The following is a 17,223-nucleotide window of genomic DNA, read 5'->3' on the forward strand; positions in this document are numbered from 1 at the left end:
ACCGCATCATCTCCAGAAATGCAGGACATCTGTCCCGCTGACTGGTGCCGCTTGTCCCTCCCCAATCTGAGAGGCTCACGTTACCCTTCCAGTATCGCGAGCACTCGGATGGATGTGCCTGAAGGGGTCGGACCAGAGATGGATGCCAGCCGCTCGGATCCGGCGTGGCAAGTGGCTACGCAAAGCTCTCCACACAATGGCGCGGCGAGCCAGACGCCTCGGGCGCGGCTGATCGTGCCGCGAGGCAGCCAGACGAACGGTACCGCGTCGCACGGCACGCTGACCGATGATGACGGCGTGGTGTCGTGTGTCGCGCACGCCCCTGAACGGCCACATCCGCTGGATGCGCTCCGGGCACGGCTGCCCAACCAGCTTACACGGCGCGAGCGTGAGATCGCCGCGCTCATCGGCGAAGGGATGACCAGCCGGCAGATCGCCGAGCGGCTCATCATCTCGCTACGAACAGTCGACGCGCACGCCGAGCATATTCGGAGCAAGTTCGGGCTGCACTCGCGGGCGCAGATCGCCGCGTGGGCCGTCGATCAGGGCATCGTGGAGCGGCCCCCCAGGTAGGCAGCGTCCGTCGCGCTCCGCACCAGAGCTGCACCCAGAGGCCACGGGAGATCCCGTGGCCCGGGCGGCGTCTGGGCGTTTCCCGCGCAGATAGGTTATTCAACCGATGCCGGGCGGGCGTCCTGTCGGCTTATGGTGAGCGACATGTCGGCAATGGCTGCCGCGTTGCCCGTGCTGGACACGGACCGCCAGCGCTGCACAGGTGCAGCAGGCATGCGGCACAGCCACACGCAGACGACGCGCTGGCCGACAATTTCGCCACCAGGGGGTCGTGCCTTGCTGTCGCTGAACGCGCTGCCGATGTTGCTCGGGATGGTCGGCGCCCTGCTGTACGTCGCGCTGGTGATCGCGATCCCGGTCTGCCGGTTCCTGGACTGGCTCGATACGTCGGATCCAGCCGACCGCCCTGCGCCACGGCCGCTGCCGTCGTGGCTGGCGCGGAGCATCGCCGTCGTGGACCGCGCACTGGCGATCCTCTCGTTCACGCCAGCGCCGAAGCCCGCCGAGCGCCAGCGCGAGCTGTCGTAGCCTCGTCGGGGCTTGAAAGCCCCGACCGCTCGTTTCATGGCGTTACGCGAACACCAGCCAGCATGCAATCGCCCCGCGGTCTCGGATCCGAAACAGGCGGAGGCGGGCGCTGCACCCTATCGGGCGACGGCGACCCGCGCCTCGCGCCGCGAGCGCACGGCGGCTGCCAGCTCTCGAATCACCGGGACCGTCATGTCCCAGCCCATGCACGCGTCCGTGATGCTCTGGCCGTAGACAAGGCTCTCGCGGTCCACCAGATCCTGCCGGCCGTCCACGATGAAGCTCTCCAGCAGGATGCCGACGATGCCGCGCTCGCCGTCCGCGATCTGGCCGGCCACGTCCCGGGCCACGACGGGCTGGCGTCCGTGATCCTTGCCGCTGTTGCCATGGCTGGTGTCGATCATGATGCGGCGTGGCAGACGGGCGCGTTCGAGCGCCGCCAGGGCATCCTGCACGCTGTCCCGGTCGTAGTTGGTGCCACGGTCCCCGCCGCGCAGGATAACGTGCGTGTCCGCGTTGCCGCGCGTGGTGACGATGGCCGCCAGCCCCTGCTCGGTGACGCCCAGGAAGCTGTGCGGGTGCGCCGCCGCCCGCAACGCGTCGATGGCCGCCTGCACCCGGCCGTCGGTGCCGTTCTTGAAGCCGACCGGCACCGACAGGCCCGAGGCCAGTTGCCGATGCACCTGGCTCTCGGTGGTCCGTGCGCCGATCGCGCCCCAGACCATCAGGTCAGAGATGAACTGCGGCGAGATCGGGTCCAGGAACTCGCAGCCGGCCGGCATCCCGATCTCCAGCAGGTCGAGCAGCAGCTTCCGCCCGAGCCGCAGCCCCTCGTTCGAGCGGCAGGTGCCGTCCAGGTGCGGGTCGTTGATGAAGCCCTTCCAGCCGACCGTCGTACGGGGCTTCTCGAAGTAGACCCGCATCACGACGCAGAGATCGTCTTTCAGCTCGTCGGCCAGGGCCTTGAGTCGCCGGCCGTAGTCCATGCCGGCCTCGGGATCGTGGATCGAGCACGGCCCGACGACGACCAGCAGCCGGTCATCCTCGCCGTCCATGATGCTGACGACCTCGTCGCGCGTCTGGGATACGACGACGGACTCAGCCTCGGTGAGGGGCAGCTCCTCCAGCAAAATGGCGGGCGAGATCAACGGACGGATGCTCTCGATGCGAAGATCGCGGGTCTTCATGGCGCTGTTCCTGTTCGCTCCACTGCTCGTGGCGCCTGGGCCTCACGTCGGCGGCGCTGCTCGCATTGACGACGCTCGCGTTGACGACCGGGGGTTCCTGGCTCCTGCTTCGACATCGGACCCTCGCACCGGCGAGCCCGGTCCGACACAACAAAAAAGCAGAGGGCGGTCCCTCTGCTTTCGGCACGACGGGGCATCGGAGCCTGCTACTGAGCGATCAGTAGCTCCGTCGTGCCGCCGCTAAAGTAGTAAAACGCTGTATGCATGGTGTTTTGGGGGGCGCAGGGCACGGATGCCCGCAGCCTTCGGGAGTATAGGCCGGCATCCGGCACGTGTCAAGCGCAGCCGCAACGCGCGCTCGGCGCATCCGTGGAACTCGACGGGGAGTACCAATGACGAGACAGATGGCCCTGGTGGGCTTCATGCAGGCGCAGAACTGCACCACACTGCCGGCCGCGTGGCGGCATCCGGAGGCGCGCCCGGACTTCACCTCCCCGGACTACTATCAGCACATCGCGCGCGTCCTGGAGGCGGGCAAGCTCGATCTCGCGTTCTTCGACGACCGTTTGGCGATGCCTGACCTCTATCTTGGCGACCACGCCCACACCGTGGCCCACGGCATCCGCTGTGTCAAAATGGACCCCGTCGTCACGTTGATGACAATGGCCATGGCGACCGAGCGGCTCGGGCTTGGCGCCACCTACTCGACCACCTACTACCAGCCGTTCCACATTGCTCGCGTGTTCGCCACCCTCGATCTGATGTCGAAAGGGCGGGCAGCCTGGAACGTCGTCACCTCGGTCAACGACAACGAGGCCCGCAACATGGGGCTTGACGGGGTGACCGACCACGACACGCGCTACGACCGCGCCGACGAGTTGATGGAGATCGTGCACGGCCATTGGGACACCTGGGAAGACGACGCCATCGTCGTAGACAAGCGCACAGGCCAGTTCGCGGAGCCGTCAAAGGTGCATCGGCTCGATCATGTCGGCCCGTACTTCAAGTCACGTGGGCCGTTCACCGTGCCGCGCTCGGCACAGGGCCATCCAGTCGTCATCCAGGCCGGCCAGAGCGCACGGGGGAGCCGATTCGCTGCGCAGTGGGCGGAGCTGGTCTTTGTGAGCTATCGGAGCCTGGAAACAGGGCAGGTATCGTACGCGGACCTCAAGAACGCTGCTGCCAGACGCGGCCGCGATCCAGACAGCATGAAGATCACGACCCTGATCTACCCGATCATCGGCGAGACCCTCGCAGAGGCCGAGGACAAGCGGGCGCTCTACGACACCTTGCCGAACGACGTCGATGCGCTGTCCCTGCTCTCCGAGGCGCTCAACTTCGACTTCGCCCGGAAAGGTCTGGACGAGCCGTTCACCGACGAGGAGATCGCGGGCATCGCCGGGATGCAGGGCATGCGCGACCGCGTCTTGCAGGTGACCGGCAACCCGAACCCGACCCCGCGCGACTTCATGCAGGCGACGGGCCGTGGCAAGCTGGAGCACCCCTGGGTGGGCGGCCCCAGGGAGCTTGCGGACCAGTTGGAGGCGTGGTTCGAGGGACGGGCCTGCGACGGCTTCGTGATCGGCCCGACCCACCTGCCGGGCACGTTCGAGGACTTCGTTCGCCTGGTGATCCCCGAGCTCCAACGGCGCGGTCTGTTCCGCACCGAGTACACGGGCGTCACCCTGCGCGACCATCTGGGGTTGGCCCGCCCCGACATCGGCTCCTGGCGGCACGCGGCAGAGTGAGGAGACGTTGCTGCCGAAGTCCGCGCCGAAGGCGACTCAGAAGTCCCGGCCGGCCGTCGCCAGGTAGGTCTGCATGACCAGCGTGTACAGGTCGTAGACCGGCAGGCCCGTCGCGCGGCGCATCGCCTGGCTGTACGGCACGAAGTTCGTGCACTCCAGCACGAACGCGCCGACCTCCGGGTGCTCCCGCGCCACGCGCTCGGCCAGCGTGACCATCTCCCGTTCCAGGATGGCCGTGTCCGACTCCAGCCCGTTGTCGATGAAGACCGTCGGGAAGACGGCGTCTGGCGGCAGCGATGCAACCACGACCGGGGTGGTCTCCGGGGACCAGCCGACGCCCTTGAAGTGGCGCTCGGTCAGGTGGGGGCGCTCGGTGAGCACGCCGACTTTCTGATCCGGCCGCAGCAGGCGCGAGACGAGCGGCACCTGGAGCAGCGACGACGTGAGGACCGGCACCGAGACGGCCGCCGCCAGCTCCTGGTGGAACGCCGCCAGGAAGCCACAGCTCGTGGTGATCGTGCCGACGCCGTGCGCCTCCAGGTCGCGGGCGGCCTCCAGGAACGGCGTCAGCAGTGTCGGGTCAGGCTCCGAGCCCATGATGCGGCTCTGGTGCGCCCCTTTCACGATGCGATACTGGGTCGGGAAGGGCCAGGTGAGCGCGTTGCCGACATCCCCCGGCGGGCGCGGAAAGCGCGTGTCGAGCATGAGGATGCCGAGCGCCTGGCCGTAGACGGTGCGCCCGCCGCGCAGGATCGCCATGAGTGAGCCTCCGAAAGGTCAGAAGTCAGGCCGCCGCACGCCCGCCGGCACGCTGGTACGCGGCCCTACGCACTCGCATGCGGAGCTACGCGCTGGCGTGCTTGCCGAGGGTCGGCGTCGGCAGCCGCGAGCGCGCTGCGCCAGCCAGCAGATGCCGCCCCATGCCCCAGGCCAGTTGCACCGACCAGCCGACGGCCAGCCCCGACAGGAAGATCGCGACCACCGCCGTGGGCACGAAATAGTGCTGGAGCAGGAACCCGAGGCCGAGCGACACGCCCAGCCAGAGGATCGCCAGCCACAGAAACACCAGCAGCTCCACGCTCTGCGGCCCGACGCCGTTCCGGGCGGAGCGGAACGCCAGCACGGCCAGCCAGACCGTCCCGATGACCGTCAACACCGCCTCGAACGGCTTCCCGAAGCGCGAAGGACCGAAGGCGTCGTTCCAGACGCTGCGGTCCCACACCAGCCACGCCCGGTCCGAGACGGCGTAGACGGCCCGCGAGGGCACGTCGATCTGCTGCTGCGCCATCTCGATCCGCCGGTTCTCGAACAGCAGCCACGTCCGCTGCACCGGGTTGGCCCAGGTGAACGGGTTGCTCGCCAGGAACACCGCCATCGTCGTGACCAGGACGGCGGTCGGCCAGATCCAGGGCAGGCCCTGCCGGTTCTGGGTTCCAGGCTCTGGGTTCTGGGGGCCAACGCCGCCGATCCGCCGGCCAACCCAGGACGGCAGACGGCGGGTCCACGGCCCGAAGCGGTCGTCCAGGCAGGCCGCCGCGCCCCACAGCGCGATGGCCACCATCACCAGGACCGTCGTCAGCTTCACGCCGAACGCCAGCCCCACGAACAGCCCGGTCAGGATGCCCCACCAGACGTTCGGCCAGTGCGGCGCAGAGCGGCGCAGGCTGAGGATGGCGCAGAACATGGCTGAGAACAGGAAAACTACCAGGGTTGACTCGGCCTTGGCGCGGATCAGGTGCTCTTGCAGGTACGGGCTGCCCGTCGCCATGGTCGCGGCCACCAGCCCGCCGAGAACGCCGCCGACCGGGCCGCCCAGCAGCCGCACCACCAGGTAGAGCATCGTCACGGCCAGGGCGGACATCGTCCGCGTGACCATCCGGGCGTCGTCCAGCACGGCGTCGGGCGGCGCGAGGCCCAGGCGGCGGTTCGCCTGGATGCCCCGCGTGAAGTCGTAGTGGGGGTTGAGCGGCTCCAGATCGTGCCCGCGCCACCAGAGCCAGCTGCCGATGACGTAGCGGAAGACCATCGGCTGGGTGCGGGTCCAGTAGCCGTCTGCCCAGGTGGTCTGGGAGAAGTCCCGGTCCACGAAGAACGCCACGAAGTAGCGGGTCGTCCCGATCCAGTTGCCTTCGTCGGAATCGATCTTCGCCTTCGCGCCCCAGAAGACGCTGAGCGAGGCCACGAACAGGCAGACCGGCAGCAGGATCTCCAGCGCCCAGCGTGTTCGATGCGCCATTCGTGTCATGACTGCTCTCGCCCGGTAACGGTTTCCCGGCGGACCATAGGCGGTTCGCAACCCGATCGTCAAGCGGTCGAGCGGCGTTCGCAGGGCGATTGCATGTTGATGTCGTCGTGCCGCCGCGTCGGGGCTTGAAAGCCCCGCCTACCATCCTGCAGTCGCTGCGCGACGCGCCAGTCGCACCAGTGCCGGCCGTTCCCAACGGCCGTCGCGCAGCGACGGCATGACTGTAGGCGGGGACGTCAGTCCCCGACCGCCCGTTCCATGATGCTTCGGGTACACCAGCGAACATGCAATCGCCCTGACGTAGGCAGGCCTGGGCAGGGCGAGCGCTGGCGGCGGGGCGGGCGCTCGGGCATGATCTCGCGGTAGCTCGACGAGGAGTGCCTGCCGTGTCCGCTGCCGCCGCCGCCAATGACCGCCCGACGCGCGTCATCATCGACACCGATCCTGGCCTGGACGATACCGCCGCGATCCTCTTCACGCTGGCCTGCCCCGAGCTGGTGACGGTGGAGCTGTTCACCACCGTCTTCGGGAACACGGCCATCGAGCATGTGACGCGCAACCTGCTCTCGATCCTGACCGTGGCCGGACGGACGGATATCCCCGTCTACCAGGGCGCGGACCGCCCGCTGCTCCGCGAGCCGCGCTACGCCCCGCACATTCACAGTGAGGACGGGCTGGGCGGGCTGTCAGGACAGTTCCCACCATCGGGGCAGGTGCAACAGGGCATCGCCGCCGAGAAGATCGTCCAGCACATCATGGCCTCGCCCGGCGACATGACGCTGATCGCGCTCGGGCCGCTCACGAACGTGGCGCTGGCGCTGCGCCTGGAGCCGAGGCTCGCGACGAGCGTCAAGCAGATCGTGCTGATGGGCGGCGCGGTGCGCGTGCCGGGCAACGTCTCGGCGGTGGCGAGCGCCAACATGCTGAACGATCCGGACGCCGCCGCCCTGGTCTACAACTCCGGCGCACCGCTGGTGCAGGCCGGGCTGGACGTGGCCCGCCCGACGATCATCAGCCCGGCCCACCTCGCGCGCATCGCCGCCGCCAACACGCCGGCCGCACGGATGCTCAGCGCCGTTGCGAAGGCGAACATCGCCTCCTACATGCGAAGCTTCGGGGACGAGGGCGGCGCGCGCTTCAACGACCTGCCGACGGTCGGCTACGTCGTGGCCCCGGAGCTGTACCACGTCGAGCGCTACCCAGTGGTCATCGAGACGACCGGCACCTACACCACCGGCATGACGGTGGTAGATTGGCGCGGGCAGCTCGGGCTGCCGGCCAACACGGACGTGCTGTTGGGGATCGACTCGGCCGGGCTGGTGGAGCTGTTTACCGAGCGCCTGTCGTCAGGGTACAGGCCATAGGGGACAGGGGATAGGTTACGAGGGACAGGTTACAGAGGGCTGAAACGTACCCCTGTCACCTGTCCCCTCTTCCCTGAGACCTTTCCCTGTGGCCTCGTCAGGCGCTGACGGGCGACCGGGCGATGGCCACGCGGTTCCGGCCGGCCGCCTTCGCGTCGTAGAGGGCGCCCTCGGCCTCGGCGATCAGCGCCTCGTAGGTGTTGCCGGTGGACTGGTCGAACGCCGCGATCCCGACGCTGACCGTCACCAGGCCGTGTGGGCGGTTGGCCGGGTGATCCAGGGCCGCGCCGGCAACCGCCCGCCGCAGCCGCTCGCCGGCCAGCTCGGCCGAGGCCAGCGTCTGCTCTGGCAGCGCGATCAACAGCTCCTCGCCGCCGTAGCGGTAGACGCTGTCCGTGTTGCGGGTGGTCTGGGTCAGGATCTCGGCCACGCGCTTCAGCATCTCGTCGCCGGCCTCATGTCCGCGCAGATCGTTGAACGCCTTGAAGCGGTCGAGGTCGCAGAGGGCGATGGCGTACGAATGATCGTAGCGCTCGGCGCGGGCGTGGAGCGTCGCCAGGACTTCCGTCATCTGCAGGCGATTGCCCAGGCCGGTCAGTGCATCGGTGCGGGTCAGCGAGAAGAGCTGCCGATTGGCCTGCTCCAGCTCCCTGCCCTGCGCATCCAGCTTCTGGTGCAGCGCGACCACGCGCTCGGCGGCGAGCATGCGTGCCCGCAGCTCCTGACCGCTGAGCGGATCGGCAAGGTAGTCATCAGCGCCGCCGGCCAGGGCGTCCAGCCCCACCGGCCCCTCGGCCATCAGCATGACGTAGGTGTACGGCGTGTCCGAATGCTCGCGGACGTGACGGCTCAGGTCGAGACCGTTCAGGCCGTCCGGACGAAGCCCGGCGATCAGCACGTCAACGCCAGCCTGTTGGACCTGCCGCAAGGCCTCGTCGCCGTCCGCAGCGACAAGGCACTGATGCCCCATCGTGAGCAGCGCCTCGCGGAGACGCTCCCGCAACAGCGCGCTGTCATCGGCCACTAGCACCCGCACGGCCCCTCCCAGGTTCCTCTGGCTCCGCGACCCGCATCCAGCTTGAGACGCCTGGGCCGCTCCGAAGCCGCACACACCTGTGGCGCACCACACGGGGTGTGCCGGATGTCTTCCTACTCGTGACACACAACGTGAAGATGGCACGATTGGGGTCGGGTCTGAGGGCGAGTTCTGCAAATCTGTTGGCGAGATCGCCCACAGCGCGGCGGATTGATACCCTGTGTGTTCGTGAGAACGGTGTGCGCCCAGACGCGACCCTGCCAACATTGGCAGCCTGGCAACCTGGGGCCAGCGCTGCCGGCTGCGCGGGAGGCCGCGTATGAGTAGCGCGGCCCTGGGTCTGGTGCTGCTGGCGGCGGTCGCACACGCCAGCTGGAACTTGCTCGCGCGGCGCGCCGAGGAGAAGCTGGCGTTCCTCTGGTGCGGCACGCTGGCGACGACGGTTCTCTTCCTGCCGCTCGGTGGCTGGCTGCTGCTGACGACGCCGCTGCCACCGGCCGCCTGGGGCGTCGTGGCGGTGAGCGCGCTGCTGGAGGCGCTGTACTACTGGACGCTGGCGCAGGCGTACCGCTACGGCGACCTGTCGCTGGTGTATCCGATCGCCCGGGGCACTGCGCCGGTCATCGTGCCGCTGCTGGCCGCCGTCTTCCTGGGCGAGCGGCTCTCCTGGCTGGCAGCCGGCGGCATCGGGCTGGTGGTCGTGGGCACGGTCGTGATCCACACTCGGCGGCTCGGCTGGCCGAGCCTGGGCGGCGTGGCCCACGTCTTCGGGCAGTTGGGGACGCGCTACGCCCTGCTGACCGGGGTGGTGATCGCATCCTACTCGTCGTTGGACAAGTACGGCGTGACCCTCGCGCCACCGCTGCTCTACGGCTACCTGCTGTTCGCCGGGTTGACGGTCGCGCTGATCCCGCTGATCCGTCCGCGGTGGCGGGCGGTGGAGCTGGAGTGGCGGAAGCGGCGAGGCAGCATCGTGCTGGTGGGCGTGCTGGCCCCGGGCAGCTACGGTCTGGTGCTCCTGGCGCTGACGCTCGCGCCGGTCAGCTACGTAGCCGCCGCCCGCGAGATCTCGGTGGTGCTGGCGGCGATCCTCGGGGCGGTGGTGCTGCGCGAGGGGTACGGGCCGCAGCGGCTGCTCGGGTCGGCGGCCATCGCCGCCGGGCTGATGCTGCTGGTGGGGTAGTTGTCAGTCGTCAGTTCTCAGAGGCATACACAACCCCCTCTCCGCGTCGGAGAGGGGGCTGGGGGTGAGGTCTCTGTCAGCCTGCGGAAGACTGACGACTGGTTACTGACGACTTACCCTTAGCGCTTGATGTTCACCAGGTCCTGCAGGATCTCGTCGGACGCCGTGATCACGCGCGAGTTCGCCTGGAAGCCGCGCTGCGCGATGATCATGTTGGTGAACTGGGCCGCGAGGTCCACGTTCGACATCTCGAGGAAGCCAGACTGGATGGTCCCGAGGCCGCTGGTGCCCGGGTTGCCGACCACTGCCGGGCCTGAGTTGTTGCTGACCTGGAACATGTTGTTCCCCATGCGGGTCAGGCCAGTCGGGTTGGCAAAGTTCGCCATGGTGATGATCGGGCCTGTGGTGACCGTCGCGCCGACGGTCCAGGTCACCTGACCGTTCTGCGCGATGTTGACGTTCGTCGCGCCCGCCGGGATGGTGACGGCCGGCGTCAGGCGCAGGCCCGTCGAAGCGTGGATGAACTGGCCGGCGCTGTCCACGGTGAAGTTTCCATCACGGGTGTAGAAGGTGTTGGTGCCGTCCGTGATCTGGAAGAAGCCGTCGCCCTGGACCGCGAGGTCCGTCGTCTTGCCGGTGCTCTGGAGATTTCCCTGGGTGTTGATCATGTCCAGGGAGCCCGTCTGCATGCCGAGGCCGACCTGCATCGGGTTCAAGCCGCCCTGGGTCGCGCTGGGAGCCTGTGCACCACGGAGCGTCTGGCTGATGATGTCCTGGAAGGTGACGCGGCCACTCTTGAAGGCCGTCGTGTTGACGTTCGCGATGTTGTTCCCAACGACGTCCATCATCGTCTGATGGCCCTTGAGGCCCGAGATGGCGGAGAAGAGTGAACGCATCATGGCGAGGGGTTCTCCTTCGTCTTGTGCACCGGGCGTGTGCCCGTGATGCTGGAGCGAGGCGCTGGTGCGCCCGTGCGGATGACTCGCGAGGCCGAGACTGCCTTCGAGGGTGGCCTCAGCGGGCCGTAACTGTCGGAGTCGTGGTGGTCGTCGTCGCGGCGGCGCGGGTGGCCGCGCCGGTGGTCGTTGCGGCGCTTGTCGTGGTCGTCGAGCTGCCGGTCAGGACCGTGATGAGCGAGGTATCGACCTCCTGGCCGTTGATGATCGCCGTGGGCTGGCCGCTGATCATGCGGACCTCGCTGATGACGCCGGTGACGGTCTCGCCGCTCTCCAGCTTGGCGGTCGCCTGCTTCCCGATCAGCGTCGCGGCCTGCACGAGGGACTGCGAGCCGAGCAGCTCGTCCAGCTGGGTGTTGAGCTTCTCGGTGGCTTCCAGCGAGCTGAACTGCGCCAGCTGGGTGATGAACTCCTTGTCCTCCATCGGCTTCATGGGATCCTGGTTCTTTAGCTGGGCGATCAGCAGCTGCATGAAGTCGTCCTTGCCGAGCCCGGCTGCCTCGCCGAGGCTCGAGGTCGTGCTGCTGCTGCTCGTGCTGGACGTACTGCTCGTCGAGGCGACGCTCACCATCGTCATGCGCTCCCTTTTAGATCCGATAGTCGACGCGGGAGGCCGTCCCAACGCCGGTGGATGGTCGAAGTGGCTCGTCCGTGCCGTCGACGGCGACGGTGGCGCGGCGGTCGCCGGCGGATGATCCGCCGCGCGCCTGCTGTCCGAACTGGCCGGACTGGCCCGCGAAGCCCTGCTGCTGGTTGGCGAACTGCTGGAACGCCTGGAACTGATCGCTGTTGCCGCGCCCGCTGTTCGAGAGGTCGAGCTGAAGCGACTGGACGGTCAGGCCGCGCTGTTCGAGCGCGTGCTGGAGCTGCGGCCAGCTGTTCTGCACCAGCTCGCGGCCCTGCGGGTTGTCAACGGCGAGGTGGACGGCGATGCCGCCACGCTCGGCGGTCACCTTGATGGTGACGGTCCCCAGCCCTTCCGGCTGCAGGATCATCTGGACGCTCTGACCGGTCGTGCGGGCCGCCAGCACCGCGCCGTCCGCAACCTGCGCGGCGACGGGCGGCGCAACCGGCGCGTCGGCCGGCGTGGCGCTCGCGGCGGCGGCCTGCCCAACCTGCTGGTTGGTCAGCGCGGCGAGGTTGAAGGCGGGATTGGTATCGCCGCTGGCCTGTGCGCGAGCGGCGGTCGCCGACGTTGCTTCGCCGACCTCGCCGGCCCCGGAGGTCTCCAGGGAGACGCCCTGCCCTGTGGCTGTCGTGGCGCCAGCGGCGGCAACGGCCTGGCCGGGCAAGGTCACGGGCGCGGCTGACGTCGCCCCGGCGGCCTGGGCGGTCGTTCCGGCAGCGAGCACCTGCCCCGCCTCAAGCTGGATGGCCGGTCCGCTGGTCTGGCTGCTCGCACTGGCTGGCCGGGCGGCGGTTCCGGTGCTGGTCGAGACGATCTGCGCGCCGAAGCTGGCTGCAAGATCGGCCCAGGTGGGCGACGATGCGGCGGGCGCGACGGTTGGAGCCGTGGAGGGAGCGCTGCGCGCGGAGGACGCAGCGGCGTTCCCAGCGCTCGGCTGGGCAGTTGGCAGTTCCTCGGTGGCAGCCGGCTGCCCGCCGCCCTGCGTGAGCGTCTGGGCCGTCGCCACGGCAGCCTGGGCCAGCGCATCGACGGTGGGCGCGCCGGTCGGCGGGAGCGGCGCGGCAGTGGCCGTGGTCGAAGCTGCTGTTGCGCCAGTGGCGGGGGCGGTCTGCGGCGGCGTCTGCGCTGCGACGGTCGTCGTGGCGGCCTGGGTGGTCGGCTCGGTGATGGTCTGGTCTGTCGCCTCGGCAGCAGCCTGCGAAGCCGGTGCGGAGCCAGTCACCGGCCCAGACCGCGGCGAGAGCACAGACGCCGAGGCGTTCGGCGTCGGCACGGCTGCTGCTGTCGCGGCCGCGGCGCTGGCCGCCGTGGCCGGCTGCGCGCCGTCTGCATCCTGCAAGGCTGCGCTGAACGCCTCGCCGGTTGCCACTCCCTGGTCAGTCATGCTGGGGCCGGCGATTGACGCGGTCGTGCTGGCTGCCTGGGTGGTGGCAGCGCCGAGCGGCGCAGGGGCGACGGTCGCAGGAATGCCGGGCGTCCGCGGGGCGGCTGGCGGCTGGGGGGCGACCACCATCGGCAGCAGGGCGGCCAGGGCGTCAGCGCTGATCTGCTCGTCGTCGGGGCGGTCAAGCTCGTCCGCGACGGGCTGTGCATCGGCGGGTGCGGTGCTGCTGCCGGCACTGTGCTTCGTGCCGGCGCGGCCGCTCGACCGCTCGGCGGCGCCGCGTGCGTTCTGGTTGGCGGCGCTCAGCGCTGCCTGGAACGCGTCGGCGTTGGCCGGATCGTAGGCCGGACGGGCATCGGCCACCGAGGACTCGGCGGCGCTCGGCGCGCCGAGCCGGGTGGTGGCGTCGAAGAGCTGCATGGTGACTCGTCCGTCCTTCCTGATCAGCCCCGGACCGAGGGCTTTGGCGTGGTCGAAATGGTCTGGGTGGGCTTTGGCGTGAGGCCTTCGAGGCGGATGCCCCGGCTGCTCCACGAGCGCATGAACTCGCCCTTGGGGATCGTGGTCAGGTCGTAGCGGGAGCTGTCGGCGCAGCGGATGCCGCTCTCGTCCACGCCCGTCACCACGATCCAGTGGCCTTCAGGGAACTTGCCGTTGCGGATGTCCACCAGGACCGGCTGGCCGCTGTCAGTGGCCGCCTTCAGCGACTCGTAGCTGGTCACGTCGTCGGTGGCCTTCGCACCGAAGTGGTTGGCCGCGTTCACCAATGAGGGCCGCGAGACCAGCCCGAGCTTGATGGTCATGCCGCCGGGCATCTCGCGCATCACGTCGGCGATCTTCACGTCCTGGCCGGCCGCGCGCAGCACCGCCGTCAGCGAGGCGGCGGAACAGGTCGAGTAGCCCCAGGCGCGCGCCTGCGCCGCGTTCTCGTACTCGTCGGCCTTCGTCTGGTCTGAGCCCTTGATGGACCGCAGGAACGCCTGGGCCTGCTCCGCTCGCATGGCGGGCGTGACCGCCTGGACGGCCGGCTCGGCGGGCTGGGTGGCGGACATAGCGACGACCTGTGTCGGCTGGCCGGCGGTGGCGGCGACAGGCAGGCCCGTCAGCGGCGTGCCGCGTACCAGGCTCTCCCAGAGGCGGGCATCCACGCCGGGCGGTGGCGACATCGCATCCACCAGCGGAGCGTTCGAACCGTCAGCAGTCGGGGCTGCGATCCTGGCGGCCGAGGGATTGGCGACGCCCGAGTTCGCCAGCATCGCAAGCTGGGTTGTCCGGGCCTCGTTGACCGCTGCCTGCAACGCACCCGTGAAGCTCGTGCCGGGCACCGGCCGATACGGCGTCCGCGACGGCTGCGGCTTCTGTGGCGCAGCGGCCGGCTTCGCCGTGAGTGGGATGGTGGGTGCATTGGTCTGGGTCATGATGGAGCGTCCCCTTCGGCGGAGCGGGCGGACACCTGAGCTGCGCGCGCCACCTGGGACACAGCGCCCGCGTCGGTGTCATTGCGGTCCTCGATAGCCCTAGCAGTCCGAGCATCCTTGCCAGCGAGGTCGCGCCGCAGCCCGAACGAGATCGACGGCTGCCCGACCTACACTGCTGTTGCATGGGTAACGGCAGGGGACGGGCAGCGCGATATGGGTCAAAAGGACTGACGCAGGCACCCAGAAGTACCGCCGAAAGGCAGCCACATGGATACGCCTCTGCACGCATCGAGGCGACACCATGCAAGCAGATGGCGAAGTTCGACGCGCCAGCACGAGATAGCACGGCGTGAGAGCGCACGACTTGCCCATAGAAAGCAAGGCCCCCTGGGAGCGAGGCGGTCAATGGCGTGGCGTCTCGCCGGGCCAGCAGCCCCTGCTTCACCTCCAGCGTCGGCGGCCAGCGCGCCCGTGGCGATCCGCGGCAGCGCGGGCTTGCCGGCGCCATGCACGCACAAGGCCGGCGGAGCGTGACTCCGCCGGCCTTGAGACTGTTCCGTGGACGGGCTGCGTGGGGCTAGCGCCAGTACTTGACCTCGGTGAGGCGCTCGCCGGAGCCGCCGGGGCCACGGTCGAGCCCCGGCTGAACCAGCCGGCCGGACGGGCGGCGCGCCGTCATGACATTGGTGCTCGGCTCGGCCTCGAGGGCCAGGACGGTGGCGTGCTCTGGCGGGGTGAACCAGAAGAACTCGGAGGGCGGCTCGCTGCCGGGATCGCACGACCCCATGTACGTGACCATCGCCCTGAACGCCTGCCAGTCGAAGGCGTTCTCCCCCCGGCGGTGGCGCTCCGTCTGCCAGTCCCGCAACTGCTGCTCAAGCGTCGGGTTCGCCTCGATCAGCTCAGACATGCGCACATCACGGAACATGTCGGGCTCCTTCACGGGGGGCCAGCGCGCAGGGCGCGGGTAGAGAAGGGGGACTCAATCACTTCATCAAGTGTATCACAACACCATCACGACAGCGTTGTGCCGGGTAGACAAAATCAAACATTTTGCTAACGGACCATCAACGATATCACTCGCAATGTTGCAGTATTACACCGTTCCAATATGCAATGTTACCGACCCGAAACCGAGTCGCCGCCAGCGAATCTGTCGGAGACCCCCGTGCGCCATCGCGGCGGCAACACCCTCCGGTCGCAAAAACGCAGCAACTGACTCTGGCAGATACGTATATGCGCCGGAATCACCGGCCACCAGCGTGCCGATCAGCGGGACCACCTTCCCGAAATAGATCGAGAACAGTGGTCCCCACAACCGCATTCGCGGCTGCGTCAGCTCCAGGCAGACCACCCGGCCGCCCGGACGGACCACCCGCCGAAGCTCCCGGAACGCCGCCTGCACGTCCGAGACGTTGCGGATCATGAACGCCGTCGTGGCGCAGTCAAACGTGTTGTCCTCGAAGGGCAATGCCAGGGCGTCGGCCAGGGCCAGGCTGACGCGAGTGGCCGCCTCGTCCGGACCGGCCGCGGGGAGCGCCTGCCGCAGCATCGGTTCGGCCACATCCACCCCCACCACGCGCCCGTCGGGCATGGCCCGGGCCAGCGCCAGCGCCAGTTTGGCCGTGCCCGTGCCCACATCCAGCGCCCGGCCGTTGCGCGGCGGGCGAGCGTGGCGCACGGCCAGCCGTCGCCAGAGGGCGTCCTGCCCCCCGGTCATCAGCGTGTTCATCAGGTCGTACCGCTCGGCGATCCGCCCGAACATGGCGGCCACCCGGGCGCGGTGCTCCGGCGGACGGGGGCCGCTCGGGGTCGGCAGGATCGGGGAGGTCTGGGCCGGCGAGCTTGACGCGACAGTCATAGGATGATTCCCACGGTCCAGAGCAGACCGAACAGCAAGTGGAGGCGGCCCGTCCCCGCCAGGGCAACGTTGAGCGGGCGGCCTTCCTGGGTCAGTACCGTGCGCGCCAGCATGACGGCGAGCGGTGCCGTCAGCCAGGGCAGCAGCAGCCAGAGCGAGCCGCCGAGCAGACCCCACGCGACGACCGGCACGAGGTACGCGCCGACGACCAGGAGCAGGTACTCCGCGCGCGCACCAGCCGGGCCGATCCGCACCGCCAGCGTGTACTTGCCCGTTCGGCGGTCGGTGGGGATGTCTCGCAGGTTGTTGACGACGAGGATCGCCGTCACCAGCGCCGCGACGGGCAGCGCGTAGAGCAGGGCCAGCGAAGTCAGCGCGCCGGTCTGCAGGAAGTACGTCCCCAGCACGGCTACCAGCCCGAAGAAGATGAAGACGGTGATGTCTCCCAGGCCGTTGTAGGCCAGCGGGAACGGGCCGCCGGTGTAGAGGATGCCCGCCGCGATGGAGCACAGCCCGATGACGAGGATCGGCAGGCCGCCGACGATGGACAGGTAGACTCCGATCAGCGCCGCCAGCCCGAAGACCAGCATCGTGGCGCGCTTGACCGTCTCCGGCGGGACCAGACCGCTCTGGGTGATCCGGACCGGGCCAAGCCGCTCGGCCGTGTCAGCGCCCTTGCGGAAGTCGAAGTAGTCGTTGGCGAAGTTGGTGCCGACCTGGATCAGCAGCGAGGCTGCCAGCGCCCCGAGAAACGGCCCGAAGCGGAAGTGGCCGGCGGCCCAGGCGGCGGCGGTCCCCACCAGCACCGGCACGATGGCGGCTGGCAGCGTTGGCGGGCGGGCGGCCAGCACCCAGGTCTGGAGCGGGCCGGGCCGGCTGGCGAGGTGGTCGGCCTGCATCATGGGCGCGACCCCACCGAGGGACGCTGGGCGCGCCGCGTCATGGCGTGCTGTCCACAGTCATGGCGTGCTGTCCACAGTCATGGCGTGTTGACCATAGCGGTTCGTTCCTGCTCCTGCGCGCGGCGCATCGGTGTTGTCCCGGCCACCGGCTGGCGATATGATGGAGCCAGTCGAAGAGCGGAAGCAGCGTCTAGGGTTCCGCCCGTGCGA

General features: G+C 69.1%; 16 protein-coding genes. 5 read left to right on the forward strand and 11 right to left on the reverse strand.

Translation table 11 applies throughout. The features are described 5' to 3' along the window. The first annotated feature begins 18 nt into the window (after window positions 1-18). Entirely contained in the window at window positions 19-573 is a 555-nt protein-coding gene (locus IT306_21015; GenBank protein ID MCC7370908.1) for a helix-turn-helix transcriptional regulator, read from the forward strand. Window positions 574-849: 276 nt separating this feature from the next. After that, window positions 850-1,101, forward strand: coding sequence for a hypothetical protein (locus tag IT306_21020; GenBank protein ID MCC7370909.1), 252 nt, complete (start codon window positions 850-852; stop codon window positions 1,099-1,101). Between the two features lie 116 nt (window positions 1,102-1,217). Here the strand turns inward: IT306_21020 and IT306_21025 are convergent, their stop codons facing one another. Then, on the reverse strand, window positions 1,218-2,288 hold the full coding sequence (locus IT306_21025; GenBank protein ID MCC7370910.1) for a 3-deoxy-7-phosphoheptulonate synthase: 1,071 nt from the start codon (window positions 2,286-2,288) through the stop codon (window positions 1,218-1,220). A 392-nt stretch (window positions 2,289-2,680) separates the two neighbouring features. Here IT306_21025 and IT306_21030 point away from each other — a divergent pair, with 392 nt between their 5' ends. Further along, a complete protein-coding gene (locus IT306_21030) occupies window positions 2,681-4,036 on the forward strand; it encodes an LLM class flavin-dependent oxidoreductase (protein MCC7370911.1) in 1,356 nt (451 codons plus the stop codon). 36 nt (window positions 4,037-4,072) lie between these two features. Here the strand turns inward: IT306_21030 and IT306_21035 are convergent, their stop codons facing one another. Both IT306_21035 and IT306_21040 read right to left on the reverse strand, forming a co-directional pair. Beyond that, window positions 4,073-4,795 (reverse strand): aspartate/glutamate racemase family protein, encoded by a 723-nt coding sequence (locus IT306_21035; protein ID MCC7370912.1) that lies wholly within the window; start codon window positions 4,793-4,795, stop codon window positions 4,073-4,075. 85 nt (window positions 4,796-4,880) lie between these two features. Then, the gene (locus IT306_21040; protein MCC7370913.1) at window positions 4,881-6,272 is read right to left on the reverse strand and encodes a glycosyltransferase family 39 protein; all 1,392 of its coding nucleotides are present in this window, start codon (window positions 6,270-6,272) and stop codon (window positions 4,881-4,883) included. 395 nt (window positions 6,273-6,667) lie between these two features. Between IT306_21040 and IT306_21045 the strand changes: the two genes are divergently transcribed. Further along, the gene (locus IT306_21045) at window positions 6,668-7,645 is read left to right on the forward strand and encodes a nucleoside hydrolase (GenBank protein ID MCC7370914.1); all 978 of its coding nucleotides are present in this window, start codon (window positions 6,668-6,670) and stop codon (window positions 7,643-7,645) included. A gap of 97 nt (window positions 7,646-7,742) precedes the next feature. Here IT306_21045 and IT306_21050 read toward each other — a convergent pair whose 3' ends face one another. After that, window positions 7,743-8,675: a diguanylate cyclase gene (locus IT306_21050; GenBank protein ID MCC7370915.1), complete on the reverse strand. Its 933-nt coding sequence runs from the start codon at window positions 8,673-8,675 to the stop codon at window positions 7,743-7,745. Window positions 8,676-9,000: 325 nt separating this feature from the next. Here IT306_21050 and IT306_21055 point away from each other — a divergent pair, with 325 nt between their 5' ends. Next, window positions 9,001-9,864: an EamA family transporter gene (locus IT306_21055; GenBank protein ID MCC7370916.1), complete on the forward strand. Its 864-nt coding sequence runs from the start codon at window positions 9,001-9,003 to the stop codon at window positions 9,862-9,864. A gap of 119 nt (window positions 9,865-9,983) precedes the next feature. On the opposite strand, the gene IT306_21060 is transcribed toward IT306_21055, so the two are convergent. The 7 genes from IT306_21060 to IT306_21090 all read right to left on the reverse strand — a co-directional run bounded on the left by IT306_21060 (window position 9,984) and on the right by IT306_21090 (window position 17,010). Then, window positions 9,984-10,763: a flagellar hook-basal body complex protein gene (locus tag IT306_21060; protein ID MCC7370917.1), complete on the reverse strand. Its 780-nt coding sequence runs from the start codon at window positions 10,761-10,763 to the stop codon at window positions 9,984-9,986. A gap of 115 nt (window positions 10,764-10,878) precedes the next feature. After that, window positions 10,879-11,391, reverse strand: a complete 513-nt coding sequence (locus IT306_21065) for a flagellar biosynthesis protein FlgD (protein MCC7370918.1) — start codon at window positions 11,389-11,391, stop codon at window positions 10,879-10,881. A 16-nt stretch (window positions 11,392-11,407) separates the two neighbouring features. After that, complete coding sequence (locus IT306_21070) at window positions 11,408-13,252, reverse strand: flagellar hook-length control protein FliK (GenBank protein ID MCC7370919.1); 1,845 nt, start codon at window positions 13,250-13,252, stop codon at window positions 11,408-11,410. A gap of 23 nt (window positions 13,253-13,275) precedes the next feature. Continuing rightward, window positions 13,276-14,250, reverse strand: a complete 975-nt coding sequence (locus IT306_21075) for a C39 family peptidase (protein MCC7370920.1) — start codon at window positions 14,248-14,250, stop codon at window positions 13,276-13,278. Between the two features lie 577 nt (window positions 14,251-14,827). Continuing rightward, window positions 14,828-15,160, reverse strand: a complete 333-nt coding sequence (locus IT306_21080) for a hypothetical protein (GenBank protein MCC7370921.1) — start codon at window positions 15,158-15,160, stop codon at window positions 14,828-14,830. 186 nt (window positions 15,161-15,346) lie between these two features. Then, window positions 15,347-16,111, reverse strand: a complete 765-nt coding sequence (locus IT306_21085; protein ID MCC7370922.1) for a ubiquinone/menaquinone biosynthesis methyltransferase — start codon at window positions 16,109-16,111, stop codon at window positions 15,347-15,349. Then, a complete protein-coding gene (locus IT306_21090; GenBank protein ID MCC7370923.1) occupies window positions 16,108-17,010 on the reverse strand; it encodes a 1,4-dihydroxy-2-naphthoate polyprenyltransferase in 903 nt (300 codons plus the stop codon). Before IT306_21090 ends, IT306_21085 begins: the two co-directional genes overlap by 4 nt. Between the last annotated feature and the right edge of the window lie 213 nt (window positions 17,011-17,223).

The sequence above is a fragment of the Chloroflexota bacterium genome (assembly GCA_020850535.1).
Taxonomy (GTDB): Bacteria; Chloroflexota; UBA6077; order UBA6077; family JACCZL01; genus JADZEM01.

Excerpts from the sequence above, each read along its gene's own strand:
- IT306_21015 (MCC7370908.1), top strand. The coding sequence starts at position 19 with ATGCAGGACATCTGTCCCGCTGACTGGTGCCGCTTGTCCCTCCCCAAT.
- IT306_21025 (MCC7370910.1), bottom strand. The coding sequence starts at position 2,288 with ATGAAGACCCGCGATCTTCGCATCGAGAGCATCCGTCCGTTGATCTCG.
- IT306_21030 (MCC7370911.1), top strand. The coding sequence starts at position 2,681 with ATGACGAGACAGATGGCCCTGGTGGGCTTCATGCAGGCGCAGAACTGC.
- IT306_21035 (MCC7370912.1), bottom strand. The coding sequence starts at position 4,795 with ATGGCGATCCTGCGCGGCGGGCGCACCGTCTACGGCCAGGCGCTCGGC.
- IT306_21040 (MCC7370913.1), bottom strand. The coding sequence starts at position 6,272 with ATGGCGCATCGAACACGCTGGGCGCTGGAGATCCTGCTGCCGGTCTGC.
- IT306_21055 (MCC7370916.1), top strand. The coding sequence starts at position 9,001 with ATGAGTAGCGCGGCCCTGGGTCTGGTGCTGCTGGCGGCGGTCGCACAC.
- IT306_21060 (MCC7370917.1), bottom strand. The coding sequence starts at position 10,763 with ATGATGCGTTCACTCTTCTCCGCCATCTCGGGCCTCAAGGGCCATCAG.
- IT306_21065 (MCC7370918.1), bottom strand. The coding sequence starts at position 11,391 with ATGGTGAGCGTCGCCTCGACGAGCAGTACGTCCAGCACGAGCAGCAGC.
- IT306_21070 (MCC7370919.1), bottom strand. The coding sequence starts at position 13,252 with ATGCAGCTCTTCGACGCCACCACCCGGCTCGGCGCGCCGAGCGCCGCC.
- IT306_21075 (MCC7370920.1), bottom strand. The coding sequence starts at position 14,250 with ATGACCCAGACCAATGCACCCACCATCCCACTCACGGCGAAGCCGGCC.
- IT306_21080 (MCC7370921.1), bottom strand. The coding sequence starts at position 15,160 with ATGTCTGAGCTGATCGAGGCGAACCCGACGCTTGAGCAGCAGTTGCGG.
- IT306_21085 (MCC7370922.1), bottom strand. The coding sequence starts at position 16,111 with ATGACTGTCGCGTCAAGCTCGCCGGCCCAGACCTCCCCGATCCTGCCG.
- IT306_21090 (MCC7370923.1), bottom strand. The coding sequence starts at position 17,010 with ATGCAGGCCGACCACCTCGCCAGCCGGCCCGGCCCGCTCCAGACCTGG.